General features: G+C 75.1%; 10 protein-coding genes. 4 read left to right on the forward strand and 6 right to left on the reverse strand.

The genetic code is table 11. The features are described 5' to 3' along the window. Positions 1–13: 13 nt before the first annotated feature. Entirely contained in the window at positions 14–859 is an 846-nt protein-coding gene (gene aztB, locus ACZ3IG_RS26480; RefSeq protein WP_467435148.1) for a zinc ABC transporter permease AztB, read from the reverse strand. Between the two features lie 15 nt (positions 860–874). Here aztB and aztA point away from each other — a divergent pair, with 15 nt between their 5' ends. From aztA to ACZ3IG_RS26500, 4 genes are all read left to right on the forward strand, one after another. Beyond that, positions 875–1,618: a zinc ABC transporter ATP-binding protein AztA gene (gene aztA, locus ACZ3IG_RS26485; protein ID WP_467435149.1), complete on the forward strand. Its 744-nt coding sequence runs from the start codon at positions 875–877 to the stop codon at positions 1,616–1,618. A gap of 121 nt (positions 1,619–1,739) precedes the next feature. Then, the gene (locus ACZ3IG_RS26490; RefSeq protein ID WP_467435150.1) at positions 1,740–2,570 is read left to right on the forward strand and encodes a class I SAM-dependent methyltransferase; all 831 of its coding nucleotides are present in this window, start codon (positions 1,740–1,742) and stop codon (positions 2,568–2,570) included. 54 nt (positions 2,571–2,624) lie between these two features. After that, on the forward strand, positions 2,625–3,815 hold the full coding sequence (locus ACZ3IG_RS26495) for a GTP-binding protein (protein ID WP_467435151.1): 1,191 nt from the start codon (positions 2,625–2,627) through the stop codon (positions 3,813–3,815). 39 nt (positions 3,816–3,854) lie between these two features. Beyond that, positions 3,855–4,274, forward strand: a complete 420-nt coding sequence (locus tag ACZ3IG_RS26500) for a Fur family transcriptional regulator (protein WP_403539998.1) — start codon at positions 3,855–3,857, stop codon at positions 4,272–4,274. Positions 4,275–4,336: 62 nt separating this feature from the next. Here ACZ3IG_RS26500 and ACZ3IG_RS26505 read toward each other — a convergent pair whose 3' ends face one another. The 5 genes from ACZ3IG_RS26505 to asnB all read right to left on the reverse strand — a co-directional run bounded on the left by ACZ3IG_RS26505 (position 4,337) and on the right by asnB (position 17,410). Continuing rightward, a complete protein-coding gene (locus ACZ3IG_RS26505; RefSeq protein WP_467435152.1) occupies positions 4,337–11,008 on the reverse strand; it encodes an amino acid adenylation domain-containing protein in 6,672 nt (2,223 codons plus the stop codon). A 260-nt stretch (positions 11,009–11,268) separates the two neighbouring features. Continuing rightward, complete coding sequence (locus ACZ3IG_RS26510) at positions 11,269–12,411, reverse strand: cytochrome P450 (RefSeq protein WP_467435182.1); 1,143 nt, start codon at positions 12,409–12,411, stop codon at positions 11,269–11,271. Positions 12,412–12,560: 149 nt separating this feature from the next. Then, on the reverse strand, positions 12,561–14,177 hold the full coding sequence (locus ACZ3IG_RS26515; RefSeq protein ID WP_467435153.1) for a (2,3-dihydroxybenzoyl)adenylate synthase: 1,617 nt from the start codon (positions 14,175–14,177) through the stop codon (positions 12,561–12,563). 50 nt (positions 14,178–14,227) lie between these two features. Further along, complete coding sequence (locus ACZ3IG_RS26520; protein WP_467435154.1) at positions 14,228–15,445, reverse strand: cytochrome P450 family protein; 1,218 nt, start codon at positions 15,443–15,445, stop codon at positions 14,228–14,230. Between the two features lie 123 nt (positions 15,446–15,568). After that, positions 15,569–17,410 (reverse strand): asparagine synthase (glutamine-hydrolyzing), encoded by a 1,842-nt coding sequence (gene asnB / locus ACZ3IG_RS26525; RefSeq protein WP_467435156.1) that lies wholly within the window; start codon positions 17,408–17,410, stop codon positions 15,569–15,571. Positions 17,411–17,439: the final 29 nt, after the last annotated feature.

Raw genomic sequence — 17,439 nt, forward strand, 5'->3', positions numbered from 1 at the left:
CGTTCGGTCGGCTTCACAGGGCAGGGGTGGCGGCGGGGCGCGCGCGGCGGTGGCGGAGGCCGGACGCCAGGTGGGAGAGGAAGAACAGGCTCACCGCGAGGGCGGAGACGGTCGCTCCGGCGGCGGTGCTCAGATGCCAGGACAGGAGCAGCCCGCCGAAGGTGGCGACGGCGCCGAGGAGCGCGGCCAGGACCATCACCCCGCGTACCCCGCGGGCCCACGGCAGGGCGGCGGCCGGCGGGGCGATGAGCAGGCCGAGGACGAGCAGGGTGCCGACGATGTGGAACGAGGCGACGATCGCCAGGCCCAGCAGGCCGAGCAGCACGGCGTGCGCGAGGCGCGGGCGCAGCCCCAGGGTCTGCGCCTTGCGGGAGTCGAAGGTGAGGGCGAGGAAGGCCCGGTGGCCCAGGACCGACACGACCAGGGCCGCCAGCAGCGCGCCCGCCAGGAGGAAGAGGTCCTGCTCGCGGACGGCGAGCACGTCGCCGAAGAGGAAGCCGGTCAGGTCCACCGCGAAGGACTGCGACCGCGACACGATGATGACGCCGAGCGAGAGCATGCCGACGAACAGCAGCCCGATCCCGGTGTCCTGGGAGAGCCGGGGCGTCCGTCCGAGCGCGGTGACGCCGGCCGTCATCACGGTCGCGCTCACCACCGCGCCGACCATCAGGTTGCTGCCCAGCAGCGCCGCCAGCGCCACCCCCGGCAGCAGCCCGTGGGACATGGCGTCGCCGAGGAAGGCCATCCCCCTGAGCACCACCCAGGTTCCGGCGAGCGCGCAGATCGCGGACACCAGGATCCCGCCCCACAGGGCGCGCTGCACGAAGGTGACCTCGAACGGGGCCGTCAACCAGTCCATGGCGAGGACACTACAATGAAAACCATGTTCAAAAAACCCGGCCCCTCGCCCGCCCCGCCCCAGGAACGGACCGCGCGCGTCCGCCTCACCGAGCTGTGCGCCGGCTATCCGGGCCGCCCCGTCCTGCGCGAACTCAGCGCGGACATACCAGGGTTGGCCACGACCGCGCTGGTCGGGCCGAACGGCAGCGGCAAGTCGACCCTGCTCGGCGTTCTCGCCGGTGTGATCCGCCCGACATCCGGCGAGACGCACCACCACGGGGAGCTGCCGCCCGCCTTCGTGCCGCAGCGCGGGGCCGTCGGTGACACCCTGCCGCTCACCGTCCGGCAGACCGTGGAGATGGGCCGCTGGGGCGAGCGCGGCCCCTGGCGCCGGCTGACCCGGCGCGATCACGCGACGGTGGACGCCGCGCTCGACCGGCTCGGCATCGGCGACCTCGCCGCACGGCAACTGGGCGAACTGTCGGGCGGCCAGCGGCAACGGGCCCTGATCGCCCAGGGGCTGGCACAGGGGTCCGACCTCCTGCTGCTCGACGAGCCGACCACGGGCCTGGACCCGCGGGCCAGGGAACGGATCGGGCTCCTGCTGAGGGACCTCGTGGCCGACGGCGTGACGGTCGTACAGGCCACGCACGACCTGGCGGCCGCCCGCTCGGCGGACGCCTGCCTGCTGCTCCGCGACGGACACCTCGCCGGACAGGGACCTCCCGACCAGGTGCTCACCACCTCCGCGCTGGCCGAGATCTGGCAGCCGGCCTGACGGCGGGGACGCGACCGGTCACCGTCGGCGGCGAGGTGCCGCCGACCGCACCATTAACAATGAACACCGTTTTCATATAGCGTCGTGGTTCCACTCATCTCCGCAGGCTCTGGAGGCGGCCATGACGGCACGGCGTGAGGTGTCACCCGGCACGGTGCAGGAGACCCTGCTGATCCCGCTGTACGGGCGTGCGGTGGAGAACCGCAAGCCCGAACCGGCACTGCGCGATCCCCGGGCCGAGGAGATCGTCGCGGCGATCGACTACGACTTCACCCGCTTCGACGGTCTGCCCAGTCTGGTGGGTTCGGTCCTGCGCACCGCCCTGTTCGACCACTGGGTGTCGGAGTTCCTCACCGGCTTCCCCGAGGGGACGGTGGTGGAGCTCGGCGCCGGGCTGAACACCCGTCACGAGCGGGTCGACAACGGCCGGGCCCGCTGGTTCGAACTGGACCTGCCCGACGTGGCCGGCCTGCGGCGGTCCTTCTTCGCCGACACCGCGCGCCGGACGTCGATCGCCGCCTCCGTCACCGACCTGTCCTGGGCGGAAACGGTCGCCGCCGGGTCGAGGGGCCCGTACTTCTTCGCCGCCGAAGCCGTCCTGCCGTTCCTCACGGAGGGCGACGTGCGCGGCGTCGTCGCCGGTCTCGCCGGACGGTTCCCGGGCTCCCTGCTGGCCCTGGACACCGCCGGCCCCGGCATCGTCGGCGCGCAGGACGAGCACGACGCGCTCAGCAAGGTCGAGGCGCGGATGCGGTGGGCCTGCGCCGGTCCCGCCGACGTCGCCGCCTGGCTCCCGGGCACCGAGGTGCTCGCCTCGTGCACCGTCGCCGCTCTGCCGTCACCCCTGCGCGACCGTCTGCCCGGCCCCTACCGGGAGATGCTCTCCGGCCTGGCACGGCAGCGTCTGCCGCAGGTCGAGGAGTACCGGCTCGGCCTCCTGCGGCTCCCGTAGCACCACGCCCCGCCCCTTCTCCCCTACACCCCCCCCCACGAAAGGAACCGCTCCATGGCCGTTGAGAGGCCGCCGTCGCGACGCCTTCCCGTCACCGTGCTCTCGGGTTTCCTCGGCGCCGGGAAGACGACACTGCTCAACCACGTCCTCACCCATCGCGAGGGCCTGCGCGTGGCGGTGATCGTCAACGACATGAGTGAGATCAACATCGACGCCGCGCTGGTGCGCGGCGGCGAGGCCGCGCTCTCCCGGACCGAGGAGCGGCTGGTGGAGATGACCAACGGCTGCATCTGCTGCACCCTCAGGGACGACCTGCTCGACGAGGTCGACCGGCTCGCCCGGGAGGGCCGCTTCGACTACCTGCTCATCGAGTCCAGCGGCATCTCCGAACCCATGCCGGTGGCCGCCACCTTCGCCTTCGCCCGCGACGACGGCGCCACCCTGGACGACGTGGCACGGCTGGACACCATGGTCACCGTGGTCGACGCGGCCGGCTTCCTGGCCGAACTCGACCGCGGTGACGACCTGGCCGAGCGCGGGCTGGCCCCGTACGAGGACGACGAGCGCACCGTCAGCGATCTGCTGATCGACCAGGTGGAGTTCGCGGACGTGCTGGTGCTCAACAAGCTGGACCTGGTGGGCGACGCCGAAGCCGCCCGGCTGCGCGGGGTGCTGACCCGGCTCAACCCCCGCGCCCGGCTGATCACCTCGGTGCTCGGGCGGGTCGACGTCCGGGACGTCCTGGAGACCGGGCGGTTCGACCTGCAACACGCCCAGCAGGCGCCGGGCTGGGTGCGCGAGCTGAACGGGGACCATGTGCCGGAGACCGAGGAGTACGGCATCTCCTCCCTGGTCTTCCGGTCGGCGGCGCCGTTCCACCCCGGCCGGCTCTGGGAGTTCGTCACCGAGGGCCTGGACAGCGGGGCGTACGGCCGCGTCCTGCGGTCCAAGGGGTTCTTCTCCCTGGCGGGCCGCGAGGGCGTGACGGGGCTGTGGTCGCAGGCCGGTTCCGTCGCCCGGTTCGAGCCCTCCGGCACGCGCGACGCCGAACTGCCCGACGCCCAGGAGCTGGTCTTCATCGGCGTCGGCCTGCGGGCCGAAGCGCTGCGGAGCGCCCTGGCCGGCTGTCTGCTGGCCGAGGGGGAACCGGTGCCCGAGGCCGATCCGTTCCCCGGCTGGGACACCGGGGAGGTCTGCGCGCACGATCACGACCACGGACCGTCGTCCCTGGCAGCGGCCGTCTGACCGGGGGCGGGCCGTTCCCGCCGTGACGGAGGCACACCGATGTACGGAACGACCCGCGGCGCTTGGCGCTTCACCCCGCAACGGGCAGCCGTCCTGGAGGCGTTGACCGCGTGCGACGGCTTCACCTCGGCCCAGACCCTGCACGCGGCGCTCACGGCCGACGGGGTCGAGGTCGGCCTGACCACCGTCTACCGCACGCTCCATCTGCTGGAGTCCGCCGGCCAGGTGGACATGGTGCGCGACAGCGACGGCGAGCGTCTCTACCGGCCCCGGCCCGCCGACGGCCACCGGCACTACCTGCTGTGCCGGCGCTGCGGCCTCAGTCTCGCCGTCGACTCCGACGAGGTCGAACGGTGGGCGGCGGACATCGCGCGCGTCACCGGCTTCCACGACGTGGACCACACGCTGGAGCTGACCGGCATGTGCGACGACTGCCATACCGGCCGTACGGACGCCTGACGACACCTGTGTGCCGCGCCCGGAAGGCGCGGCACACAGGTGTCAGGCCCCGCGGCCGGTGCTCAGAGCACCCCTTCCTCCATGCTCTCCGTCTCCGTGCTCCCCGCCCGCGTCCGGGCGCGGGCGAGGTCGGCGAAGGCGCCGACGGTCGGCCGGGCGAAGAAGCGGGCGAGGGGCAGCCGTACGCCGAGTTCACCGGCGGCCCGTTCGACGAGCCGGACCGCCTGGACGCTGTCCCCGCCGAGGGTGAAGAAGTTGTCCTCCGCCGTGCGCACCGAGGTGTCCAGGACGCTCTCCCACAGCCGTGCCACCGACCGTTCGACCTGGTCGAGTTCCCGGTCCGCCGGGTCCTGCCCGAGGTTCCGGTCCGCCGCCACGGCCGCGGTCACCGCCCGCCGGTCCACCTTGCCGTTGGCGGTCAGGGGGACGGCGGGCAGCGTCGCGATCCGGCGCGGCACCATCGCGGGCGGCAGCCGGTCCGCCAGCCAGCGCGGCAGCTGCTCCGGGAGCGCCGCGCCGTCGTGGCCGTCGGCGGGTACGACGGCCGCCACCAGCTCACGTGCGGCGCCGGTGCCCAGGACGGCGACCGCGGCGCGGGTCACCGCCGGGTGCGCGGACAGCGCGGTCTCGATCTCCCCCAGCTCGATGCGGTGGCCCCTGATCTTCACCTGGTCGTCGGTGCGGCCGAGGAACTCCAGCACACCCCCGGGCCGGTACCGGCCGAGGTCGCCGGTGCGGTACCAGCGCAGACCGCCGTCCATGACGAACCGGGACGCCGTCAGGTCGGGTGCGCCCCGGTAGCCGCGGGCGAGGCCGGCGCCCCCGATCCACAGCTCGCCGGGCACCCAGTCGGGCCGGTCGGCGCCGCTGTGCGGGTCGACGACCCGGTAGCGCTGGTTGCGCAGCGGCCTGCCGTACGGGATGGACGGCCAGCCCGGGAGCGGACGCTCGACGTCGTGGGCGTTGGACCAGATCGCCGCCTCCGTGGCGCCGCCCAGCGCGACGAGCCGGGCCGCGGGGACCAGTGCGGACAGCCGCCCCGGCAGGTCGAGGCCGATCCAGTCACCGGACAGCAGCGCCAGCCGCAGCGTGCCGGGCACCCGGCCGGGCTGGTGCTCGGCCACCGTCAGCAGCATGTCCAGCAGGGCCGGGACGGTGTTCCAGACGGTCACCCCGTGCCGGACGCACAGGTCGGCCCACCGCTCGGCGTCGCGGCGCTCGTCCTCGGCGACGGTGACCAGCGCGCCGCCGGCCGACAGCAGGCCGAAGACGTCGTACACCGAGAGGTCGAAGTCCAGGGCGGAGACGGCCAGGACGCGGTCGCCGGCGCCCACCCCGTAGCGGTCGTCGATGTCCTCGACCGTGTTGGCAGCGGCGCCGTGGGTGATCTCGACGCCCTTGGGGTCGCCGGTGGACCCGGAGGTGAAGACGACGTACGCCAGTTGGTCCGGCGGGGCGACGGCCGGGGCCCGGAGCGGCTCGTGCCGGTCCGCCTCGGCGAGGGGCAGGGGTAGGGCCGGCCAGTCGCCGGCGGTGTCCTCGGTCAGGGCCAGGCGTACGCCCGCCCCGGTGAGGATGCGGTCCCGGCGGGCCGGTGGCTGGTCGACGCCGACGGGGACGTAGGCCGCGCCGGCGGCGAGGACGCCGAGGACGGCGGCGATCTGGTCCGGGCCCTTGGGCAGGCTGACGGCGACGGGTTCGCCGGGGCGGACGTCGTGCGCGGTCAGCAGGGCGGCGATCCGGCGGGCCCGCAGCGACAGTTCGCCGTAGGTCACGGTGGTGTCGCCGGCGAGGAGCGCCGGGGCGTGTGGGCGGGCGGCGGCGTTGCGGAAGAACGGTGTGTGCAGGGAGGTCTCCCGCCCGGGTGCGGCCGTGTCGTTGGCCCGGTCGCGCGCGGCGCGCTGGGCGGCCGGGAGGGGGACCGGGCGGTGCGCGGTCCAGTCGGCCTCCAGCAGGGCGCGCAGGTGGGCGGTGTACGCGGCGAACATGGCGTCGAGGACGCCCTCGGGGAACAGGTCCTCCACCGCGTCCCAGTGCAGGTCGATCACGGTGCCCTCGGGGGTGCGCCGCTCCACGGCCTGGTGGTCCAGCCAGACCTGCGGGGTCTGGGTGATGCCGTACACCTGGTCGGTGAAGAGGCCGGCCGGGTCGTCGCCGGTGTCCAGGCCGAGGGCGCTGGTGAAGACGACGGGCATGGTGACGTCGGCCTGTCCGGTGCGGCGGGCGAGCCGGCGCAGTACCTGGACGGCGGTCAGGGAGCGGTGGTCGAGGGCCTCCCACAGTTCGCGCTGGGTGCGGCGGGCGCCGGTCAGCCAGGGCTCGCCGGGCCGGTGCTCGTGGCCGACCAGGACGAGGGAGGTGAAGTCGCCCAGCACCCGGGTGATGTGCGGATGGGCCTCCCGCCGGTCGAACAGGGTGAGGTTGACGGTGAGGTCCGGCTCGGCGCTCCACCGGGACAGCACCTCGCAGTACGCCGTGAGCAGGACGGCGGACGGGGTGACGCCGTGGGCGCGGGCGCGTTCCTCCAGGGCGCGCCGGGCGGCGGCGTCGAGGACGGCGGTGCGCCGGGCGAAGCGGGGCCTGGAGAGGTCGGCCGGGTCGCACGCGAGCGGCAGCCGGGGGGCGGCGGGCAGGGTGTCCAGCCGCTGGTCCCAGTGGCGTTCGGCGGCCTCCAGTTCGCCGGGGTCGGGCCGGGCGGCCAGGACGTGGTCGCGGAAGGAGACGTCCACGGGCGGCAGTCCGGCGTCCGGGTCGGCGTAGAGGGCGGAGAGTTCGGCGTAGAAGGTGAGGATGCTCAGGGCGTCCAGGACCAGGTTGTCCATGCCGACGGCGAGCCGTACCCGCTGCTCGTCGCGGACGGCGGCGACGCTGAACAGGGGCCAGCGGCCGGGGTCGAAGACATGGTGGGACCAGGTGTCGCGCAGGGCGGAGCGGGCCGCCTCGGGGTCCGGTCCGGCGTCGGTGACCTCGACCGTGAAGCGGGGCACCTCGGGCAGGACGCGCTGGTGGCCGTCGGTGTCGAAGACGGCCCGGAGCATCTCGTGCCGGGCGACGAGGCGGTTGACGGCCTCCTCCAGGCGGGCCACGTCCAGACCGGGTATGTCGTACTCGCGGTAGAAGTGGCAGCCCACACCGCCCAGGGTGAACTCCTCGCCGCGGCCGAGCCAGTAGGCGAGCTGGACGTCGGTGGGCGGGAACGGGTCGTGGCGGTGCGCGGGGTCGGCGGCGGGCGGCCGGACCGGCGGGCGGGCCGGGCCGAGGTGGACGGTCTCGGCGAAGTCGGCGAGGACCGGGTGGGCGAACAGGGCGCTGAGGGCGGTGCCCCGGGCGCCGTCGGCGCGGAGCCGGGTGAGGAGCCGGGTGGCCAGCAGGGAGTCGCCGCCGAGGGCGAAGAAGTCGTCGGTGCGGCCGGGGCCGGGCGAGGGGATGCCGAGGACGTCCTGCCAGGCGGCGGCGACGAGGCGCTCGGTGTCGGTGCGGGGCGGCTCGTGCCGGTCGGGCATGGTCCGGTCGGCCAACTGGGCGGTGACCGCGGCGCGGTCGGTCTTGCCGTTGCGGGTCAGGGGGAGTTCGGTGAGCACGGCCGTGGTGTCCGGGAGCATGGCGGGCGGCAGGAGGGTGCCGAGGTGCTCCGCGAGGCCGGCGGGCGTGGGCCGGCGGCCGGGGACGGGGACGGCCGCCGCGGCCAGCCGGCGGGTGGGCAGCAGGACCGCCACGGCCCGCGCCACGTCGGGGTGGGCGGTCAGCGCGGCCTCGATCTCGCCCAGTTCGACACGGTGGCCGCGCACCTTGACCTGGTGGTCGGCGCGGCCGAGGAACTCCAGGTGGCCGTCGGGGCGGTAGCGGGCGCGGTCGCCGGTGCGGTACCAGCGCACGCCGTCGTGGTCGACGAAGCGGTCGGCGGTGCGTTCGGGGTCGCCGCGGTAGCCGCGGGCCACTCCCCCGCCGCCGATCCACAGCTCACCGGGCACCCAGTCGGGGCGGTCCCGGCCGAGCGGGTCGACGACCCGGCAGCGCACGCCGGTGAGCGGACGACCGTAGGGAACGATGCTCCAGTCCTTCGGGACGGGGAGGGTGACCTGCTGCCAGGTGGAGTGGATGGCGGTCTCGGTGGTGCCGCCGAGGCCGGCGAAGAGGCAGTCGGGAGCCCGGCGGGCGAGCCGTTCGGCGAGGTCCGGGGTGACCCGGTCGCCGCCGAGCAGGACCGCCCGCAGGGGCAGCGGGGTGGTCTGCGTCTCCGCGACGGTGAGCAGCATGTCCAGCAGGGCGGGTACGCAGTTCAGTACGGTCGCCCGGTGGGTGTGCGCCAGACGCAGCCAGGCGTCGGCGTCCCGGCGCTCCGGTTCCCGGACGCAGATCACCGCGCCGCCGGTGCTCAGCGGCGCGAACAGGTCGAAGACGGAGAGGTCGAACTCCAGCGCGGAGAGGGCGAGGGCGCGGTCGGCGGGGCCGAGTCCGAGGCGGGCCCGGAGGTCGGCCACGGTACACATCGCCGCCGCGTGGGCCACCTCGACGCCCTTGGGTTCGCCCGTCGAGCCCGAGGTGTACAGGACGTAGGCGAGGTCGTCGGGTGAGCCGGGCACGGGGGCGGGCAGGGGCTCGGCGGTGCGGGCCGCGGCCAGGTCGTCCAGGAGCAGGCGGGCGCCGGCGGAGGCGAGGACGCGGGCGCGGCGCGCGGGGGGCTGGTCGACGGCCACGGGGAGGTAGGCGGCGCCGGCCGCGAGGACGCCGAGGACCGCGACGGCCTGCTCGGGGCCCTTGGGCAGGCTGACGGCGACCAGGTCGCCGGGGCGCACTCCCCGGGCGCGCAGGTGGCCCGCGACGGTGAGGGCGCGGGCGGCGAGGTCGCCGTAGGTGTGGTGCGCGGTGTCGTCGCCGAGCAGGGCGGGGGCGTCGGGCGCGGTGGCGGCGTGGCGGAAGAACTCGTCGTGGAGGCGGAGTCCGGCGCCGGGCGGACGGCCCGTGCCGTCCTCGTCGGCGGCGGCGTGCCGGGTGCGCCGCTGGGCGGCGGGCAGCAGGTCGCCGACCGGGGCGGTCCACGCGCCCGGGTCGTCGGTGAGCCGGTCCAGGAGACCCTCGTACGCGGCGAACATGGCGTCCAGCACGCCGGGCGCGAACGCGGCCTCGCGGGCGTCCCAGTTGACGAGGAGTCCGCCGTCGAGTTCGGTGATCTGGGCGTCCAGCCAGACCTGCGGGCCCTGCGAGATGATCCACACCGCTTCCCCGAAGACACGGGTGACGGAGGCCGGGAAGAGCGGGCCGAGGCCCAGGGCGCTGGTGTGCACCACGGGGGCGAGCAGCTGGGCGCCGCGGCGGCGGGTCAGGTCGCGCAGCACCTCCACGCCGGAGTGCCGGGCGTGCGCGGCGTCGGCGTGGAAGCGCTCCTGGAGCCGTCCGGCCCGGTCGGCGAAGCCGCCCGGCGCGGTGCCGTCCCAGGCGAGCAGGACCGAGGAGGTGAAGTCGCCGACCAGGGCGTCGACGTCGGGGTGCAGCGGCTCGCGGTCGAACAGGGGGAGGTTGAGCAGGAAGGAGGGCTCGGCGGACCAGGCGGTGAGGACCTCGGCGAAGACGGCGGTGAGGGCGAGCGCCGGGGTCAGGCCGTGGGCGCGGGCCCGCGCCCCGAAGGCGGCGGCCCGTTCGGGGGCGAGCAGGCGGTGCCTGCGCACGACGGTCGTGGCGTCGGCGTCGTGACCGGCGGCGGGCAGTTCCGGCGGCCCGGGGAGCGCGTCGAGGCGCTCCCGCCACCAGGCCCGGTCCGCTTCCCGCGCGGCGCGGCCGGGACCGGCCCGGTGGGCCTCCCGGTCGGACAGGTAGCGGCGGAAGGAGTAGCCGGGCTCGGCCCGGGGCACCTGGCCGCCCGCGGTGTAGGCGTCGGCGAGGTCGGCCAGCAGGACGCGCAGGCTGAGCGCGTCGGCGGCGATCATGTCGAGGTTGACGTGGGTACGGGTGCGGCCGTCCGGCAGCAGGGTGAGCCGTACGTCGAAGACCTCGCCGGCTCCGATGTCCAGGGTGCGGTGGGACAACGCGGCGCGCAGGCGCTCCAGTTCCGCCCCGGCCCGCTCGGCGGTCTCGTGGCGCAGGTCGGTGACGCGGAGGCCGGGCCAGGGGGCGGTGCCGAGGATCTCCTGGGTGCCGTCGTCGAGGACGCGGACGCGGAGCATGTCGTGCCGGGCGAGGACGGACCGTACGGCGTCCTGGAGGCGGTCGGGGTCGACGCCGGTGCCGTCGAACTCGTGGTAGAAGTGCGCGGCCACCCCGCCGAGCCGCTGCCCGGGGGACCGTCCGGCCCAGTAGGCGTGCTGCATCAGGGCCAGCGGGAAGGGGCCGGTCGGCCGGCCGCTCGCGGGGGTGGTGACGGGGGTGGTGTCGGGAGTGGTGTCGGCGGTGGTGTCGGGCTGCGTACGGGTGGCGAGGAGTGCGTGCCAGGCGGCCGGGGTCGGGTGGGCCGCGAGGGCGCCGAAGGTGAGGTCGGCCCCGGCGCGGCGCCAGCGGGCCGCCAGCTTCATGAGGGTGATGGAGTCCAGGCCGAGGGCGATGAGGTTCTCGTCGTCGTGGACGGCGTCGGGCGACAGGTCGAGGACCGAGGCGAGGCGGGCGCGCAGGGCGTGGAGGTCCGTCAGTTCGGCGGCGGCCGGGTCCGTCCTGGCCGCTGCCGCCTTGTCGATCGGGGCGGTCTGGCCGGTCTGATCGGTCTGGCCGGTCGTGGCTGTCTGGTCGGTCGGGTCGGTCAGCACGGTCTTCCTTCTGTCTCGCGGGTGCGCGGGGCTGTCTCAACGGGTGCGCGGGGGTGTCTCGCGGGTGCGCCGGGGCTGTCGCACGGTGCGCGGCGCTGCCCCGCAAGGCGCTGCGGGGCTGTCCCGCGGGGCGCTGCGGGGCTGTCCCGCGGGGCGCGGTGGCGCGCGGTCCGGCGTCGGGCGGGGCGGGGCTGTCCCGCGGGGCGCGGTGGCGCGCGGTCCGGCGTCGGGCGGGGCGGGGGTGCGGGGGCCCGGTGGTGTCACCAGCGCACGGGCAGGGCGACCGGGCCGCGCAGGAAGGCGGCCGGCCTCCAGGTGGGCTCACCGGCCGGACGCAGGCCGGGCAGCAGCCGGGCGAGGGCGGTCAGGCCCTCCTGGAGTTCGACCCGGGCCAGGGCGGCGCCGGCGCAGTGGTGGATGCCGTGGCCGAAGGCGAGGTGCCCGGAGGTGTCCCGGTCGGGTTCGAGGCGGTCGGGCCTCGGGTAGCGCAGGGCGTCACGGTCGGCGGCGCCGATCGCGACCAGGACGGGTTCACCGGCGCGCACCTTCACGCCGCCGACCTGTACGTCCTCCAGGGCGTAGCGCGGCAGGGAGGCGGACGCGGCCAGCGGGACGTACCGGAGCAGTTCCTCGACCCAGGCGCGGGCCCGGTCGGGACGGCCGGCCAGCTCGGCCAGGGCGTCGGGGCGTTCGGTGAGCAGTACCCAGGTGAAGTTGGCGAGCTGGGCGGCGGTGGTCTCGTAGCCGCCGAGCAGGATCGCGACGCACAGTTCGACGAGTTCCTCCCGCGAGGCCCCGCCGTCCGGGGCGTCCTCGTCGCCGGCGTGCAGCAGCGCGGTCATCAGGTCGTCGGCGGGGTCGGCCCGCCGGCGGTCGAGCAGGTCTCCCATGTACTCCTTGAGCGCGGCGGTGGCGGCCAGGACGTCGTGCGGTCCGGCGCCGCTGGTGGACAGCACGGTGTCGCTCCAGCCGCGGAAGCGGTCACGGTCCTCGGCGGGGACGCCGAGCAGTTCGCAGATGACCGCGATGGGCACGGGCAGCGCGACGTGCTCCACCAGGTCGGCGGGGGCGCCGGTGGCCGCCATGCGGCGGACGGCGTCCTCGGCGATCTCCCTGACGCGCGGGCGCAGCGCCTGGGCCCGGCGCGGGGTGAACGCGCGGGCGGCGGGGCGGCGCAGCCGGGTGTGGTCGGGCGGGTCGGTGGCGACCAGGCCGATGGGGCTGACCGGGGTGGTGCGGGGCGCGTCCCGTCCGGCGTCCGCGCGGGAGAAGCGGGCGTCGGCGAGGACGGCGCGGGCGTCGTGGTGGCGGGTGACGAGCCAGGCCGGTTCGCCGTAGGGCAGTCGGACGCGGAGCAGGCCGGGGGTGCGCTGGGCGACGCGGTAGGCGTCGGCCAGGTCCAGGCCGTCGGGGGTGTCGAAGGGGTAGGGGCAGGCGGCGGGCGGGTCCGGGGCCGGCGCGGACGCGCCCGGGCCGGAGGCACGCTCCCTTGGACCCGGCACAGACGTGTCCGAGCCCGAGGCGGGCGTCCCCGGACCGGAGGCGGGCGTGCTCACAGGGCCTCCGCGACGGTGTTCAGCGTGCGGGCGAGGGCCGCCCGGTCGACCTTGCCCGCGCCGGTACGGGGGAAGCGGTCGACGGTGCGGACCCGGTCGGGGTGTTTGAAGGCCGCGACGCCCCGGCCGACGAGGTGGTCGATGAGGTCGCGCCGGGTGGGGGCCTCGCCCCGGGGGACGACGAAGGCGCAGGTGCGCTCGCCCATGTCGGGGTCGGGGAAGCCGACCAGGGCCACGTCGTGCACGTGGGGGTGGGCGAGGAGTTGGTTCTCGACCTCCTCCACCGGGACCTTGTCACCGCCCCGGTTGATGACGTCCTTCAGGCGGCCCTCCACCACGAGGTTCCCGCCGGGCAGCCGCCGCACCAGGTCGCCGGAGCGGTAGAAGCCGTCGGGGGTGAAGGCGGTGGCGTTGTGCTGCTCGGCGCGGAAGTAGCCGCGCAGGGTGTAGGGGCCGCGCGTCCACAGCTCGCCGGTCTCGCCGTCGGGGACGTCGGTGCCGTCGGGGCCGACGACCCGTACCTCGTCGGCGTCGGACAGCGGGCGGCCCTGGCTGGTGAACACCGTCTCGTCGGGGTCGTCGAGGCGGGTGAAGTTCAGCAGCCCCTCGGCCATGCCGTACACCTGCTGCAGGGCGCAGCCGAGGACCGGGCGTACACGGCGGGCGGCCTCCTCCTTGAGGCGGGCGCCGCCCGCCTGGAGGAGGGTGAGGCTGCTGAGGTCGGGGGCGAGGAGTTCGGCGGCGTCCAGCCAGGCCAGCACCAGCGGGGGGACCAGGGCGACGGTGGTGACGCGTTCGCGGGCGATCAGGCCGAAGGCGGTCTCCGGGTCGGGCGAGGGGGCCAGGACGGTGGTGCCGCCGGCGTGCAGGGTGCCGAGCAGTCCGGGGCAGGCGAGGGCGAAGTTGTGGGCGGCGGGCAGGGCGAGGAGGGTGACCGTGGAGTCGTCGAGGCCGGTGACGCGGGCGCTGGCGCGCAGGTTGTAGGCGTAGTCGTCGTGGGTGCGCGGGATGAGTTTGGGCAGGCCGGTGGTACCGCCGGACAGCAGCAGGACGGCGACGTCCTGGGGGCGGGCGTCGTCGGGGGCGCCGGGGTCCGGTTCGGCAGCGGTGAGCGCGTCGAAGGGCCGGTACGGGCCGGGGGCGACGGTGAAGACGTGGCGGACGGTGTGGGCGGCGGCGCTCACCGTCCGGGCGAGGCGCTCCTGCTCGGGGTCGCCGCCCGCCATGACGCAGGCGGCGGCGCCGGAGAGGCGGGCGAGGTGGACGAGTTCGCTCTCCCGGTGGGCGGGCAGGGCGAGGACGGGGACGACGGCGGCGCGGAAACAGCCGAACAGGGTGAGGACGAACGGCAGTCCGTTGGGGAGGTGGACCAGCAGGCGGTGGCCGGCTTTGAGCCCGTGGGCGCGCAGGCCGGCGGCGACCCGGTCGGCGGCCTTGTCCAGTTCGGCGTAGGTGAGGCGCCGGCCGTCGGTGACCAGCGCGGTGTGTCCGGGGGTGCGGCGGGCGCCGTCCCGGAGGACGGAGCCGAGGGTGGTGCCGGTCCAGTAGCCGCCGGCGCGGTAGCGGGCGGCGGCGGGTTCGGGCCAGGGGGTGAATCCGTCGAGCAGGGGCACGAGGAGTCCTCCGTCGGAAGGATCGCGGATATCGGAGTGGCGGAGCGGGCTCAGCGGGCGGCCGGGCCCAGGCGCAGCGGGAGGGCTTCCAGGCCGTGCATGGCGGTGGAGAAGCGCCAGCGCAACGCGGACTCGTCCACGGCCAGTTCGAGGTCGGGGAAGCGGTCCAGGAGCCGACCGAAGGCGATCTCGCCCTCCAGCCGGGCCAGGGCGGCGCCGACGCAGTAGTGGATGCCGTGGCCGAAGGCGAGGTGGCCGCCGGCGGGGCGGGTGATGTCGAGCCGGTCGGGTTCGGCGAACCGCGCGTCGCGGTTGGCGGCGAGCCAGGACACCATCACGAAGTGGCCGGCGGGGACGGTGACACCGCCGAGTTCGACGTCCTCGGTGGCGTAGCGGGGGCTGGAGAGGTTGTTGGGGGTCTCGTAGCGCAGGAACTCCTCCACCGCCTGCGGCAGCAGGTCGGGGCGCGCCTTGAGCAGCGCGAACTGCTCGGGGTGGCGCAGCAGGGCGAGGACGCCGCTGCTGATGAGGTTGACGGTGGTCTCGAAGCCGCCGGTCAGCAGGACGACGGCGGTGGAGATCAGCTCGTCGCGGCTGAGCCGGTCGCCGTCCTCGCTGACGTGCACCAGGCGGGTCAGCAGGTCGTCGCCGGGGTCGCGGCGCTTGGCCTCGACCAGGTCACCGAGGTAGGCGGCCATGCGCATCGAGGCGGCGCCGATCTCCTCGGGGGTGACGGCGGCGACCATGGTGCGGGTCCAGGCGGTGAAGTCGTCGCGGTCCTCGAAGGGGACGCCGAGGAGTTCGCAGATGACGCGGATGGGCAGGGGCAGCGCGTAGTCGGCGAGGAGTTCGCTGTCCGGGCCGGACTTCTCCATGGCGTCCAGGAGTTCGTCGGTGATGGCCTCGATGCGCGGGCGCAGCGGGGCGACGGCGCCGGGGGTGAACACCTTGGTGATCAGGGACCGCAGCCGGGTGTGGTCCGGCGGGTCGAGGTTGAGGAGGTTCTTGGCCAGTTCGGGCGCGAAGTGGCTCTCGGTGTCCTCGCCACCGCCCAGGCGCAGCCGCTCCAGCCGGTCGTAGACACCGTCGCTGCTGAAACGGGGGTCGGTGACGGCGGCGCGGGCCTCTTCGTGGCCGGTGACGAGCCAGACGGGGAAGCCGCCGGGGAGTTCGACGAACCGTACGGGTGAGGCGGCGCGCAGGCCCGCGGCGACGGTGTGGGCGTCCTGGACGAAGGTCTCGTCGAGCGGGAGGGGGGCGGTGGTCACGGGGTTCTCCGGTGGCTCGGTACGGCAGGGAACGGGACGGTCACGGGGTTCTCCGGTGCGCCGGCGGGAAGGAGGCCGCCGGTCACGGGGTTCTCCGGCCCGTCGGCGGGAAGGGGCCGCCGGTCACGGCAGGTCCAGCGTGGGGCGGTACAGGTCGGCCCAGACGTGGAAGTCCAGGAGGCGTTCGAGGCCGGTGCGGACGGCGCCGGTGACGGCGGCCGGGTCGGCGGCGGCGGTGGAGCGGGCCCAGTCGGGGTCGAAGACGGCGAACACCGGGTGGCCGGGGTCGGTGAGCACCTCGCGGACCTGCTCCTGGAGGGCGGCGGCGTACGCCGTGTCCTGCGTGGACGGGTACGGGCTCTTGACGCGCTCGGTGACGGACCGGGGCAGCAGGTGGGCGACGGCCTGCCGCAGCAGGCCCTTCTCACGGCCGTCGACGGTCTTCAGGGACCAGGGCGCGTTGTAGACGTAGGAGACCAGGCGGTGGTCGGCGAAGGGGACGCGGACCTCCAGGCCGGTCGCCATCGACATGCGGTCCTTGCGGTCGAGCATGGCCCGCACCAGCCGGGTGATGTGCAGGTGGCTGCTGGTGCGCATCCGGCGTTCGAAGGCGTCCTCGCCGGGCAGGTGCTCGACCTTGGCGACGGCGCCGGCGTACTCGTCGGTGACGTAGCCGCCGATGTCGAGGGCGGTGCGCAGCGCGGGGCGGAGCGGTTCGGCGCGGTCGGCGGTGTAGGTGTTCTGGAAGGCGAGCCAGGGGAAGGTGTCGGCGTCGCGGGCGGCCGGGTGGTGGAACCAGACGTAGCCGCCGAAGAGTTCGTCGGCGAACTCCCCGGACAGGGCCACGGTCGACTGCTCCCGGATGGCGCGGAACAGCAGCAGCATGGAGCTGTCGATGTCGCCGAGGCCGATGGGCATGTCGCGGGCGGCGACCACCGCGCGGCGCAGTGCCGGGTCGGTGAGCGCGCGGGAGTCCAGGACGACGTTGCGGTGGTCGGCGCCGACGTGGGCGGCGACCTCTCGGATGAACGGGGCGTCGGGGGTGTCGCGGAACTCGTCGGGCCGGAAGTTCTCCTCGTACCCGGCGAAGTCCACGGAGAAGGTGCGGAGTTTCTCCCCGGTCTCCCGCTGCCGGCGGGCGGCGAGGGCGGTGACGGCGCTGGAGTCGAGGCCGCCGGAGAGCAGCACGCACTGCGGCACGTCGGAGACGAACTGCTCGGGCACGATCTCGCCGAGCAGGGCGGCGACCCGTTCGACGGTCGTGGCGGCGTCGTCGGTGTGTTCGGCGGTCTCCAGCCGCCAGTAGGTGTGCTCGCGCATCCCGTCGCGGTCGACGGTCAGCACGGTCCCCGGCTCGACCTCGTACAGGTCCTTCCACAGCGACCAGCCGGGCGCCTTGGTGAAGCCGACGAGTTCGCGCAGGCAGGAGGTGTCGACGCGGCGCGGGAAGGCCGGGTTGGCGAGGACGGCCTTGGGTTCGGAGCCGAACAGGACGCCGTCGGGGGTGCGGTGGTAGTAGAGGGGCTTCACGCCCATGCGGTCGCGGACCAGGACGAGGCGCTGTCGCCGTTCGTCCCAGACGGCGAAGGCGTACATGCCGGTGAGGCGTTCGGCGACGGCCTCGCCCCACTCCAGGTAGCCGCGCAGCACGGTCTCGGTGTCGCTGCGGGTGGTGAACCGGTGGCCCCGGCGCTGGAGTTCGGCGCGCAGCTCGGGGTGGTTGTAGACCTCGCCGGAGTAGACGAGGGTGACGTCCCCGTCGGGGGTGCCGGCCGTCATGGGCTGGGCGCCGCCCGGCAGGTCGATGACGGCGAGGCGACGGTGGCCGAGGGCGGCGTGCCGGTGGAGGCGTACGCCGCCCTCGTCGGGGCCGCGGTCGGCGAGGGTGGCGGTCATGGCGTCGGCCGTGTCGCCCCGCAGGGTGAGGTCCTGGTCGAACGCCACCCAGCCGGTGATTCCGCACATGGGTGCTCCTTGGGTCGTACTCGTGGAGG

The sequence above is a fragment of the Streptomyces sp. NPDC016677 genome (genome assembly GCF_055562815.1).

Coding starts and splice junctions, on each gene's coding strand:
- aztB (WP_467435148.1), bottom strand. CDS start 859: ATGGACTGGTTGACGGCCCCGTTCGAGGTCACCTTCGTGCAGCGCGCC.
- aztA (WP_467435149.1), top strand. CDS start 875: ATGAAAACCATGTTCAAAAAACCCGGCCCCTCGCCCGCCCCGCCCCAG.
- ACZ3IG_RS26490 (WP_467435150.1), top strand. CDS start 1,740: ATGACGGCACGGCGTGAGGTGTCACCCGGCACGGTGCAGGAGACCCTG.
- ACZ3IG_RS26495 (WP_467435151.1), top strand. CDS start 2,625: ATGGCCGTTGAGAGGCCGCCGTCGCGACGCCTTCCCGTCACCGTGCTC.
- ACZ3IG_RS26500 (WP_403539998.1), top strand. CDS start 3,855: ATGTACGGAACGACCCGCGGCGCTTGGCGCTTCACCCCGCAACGGGCA.
- asnB (WP_467435156.1), bottom strand. CDS start 17,410: ATGTGCGGAATCACCGGCTGGGTGGCGTTCGACCAGGACCTCACCCTG.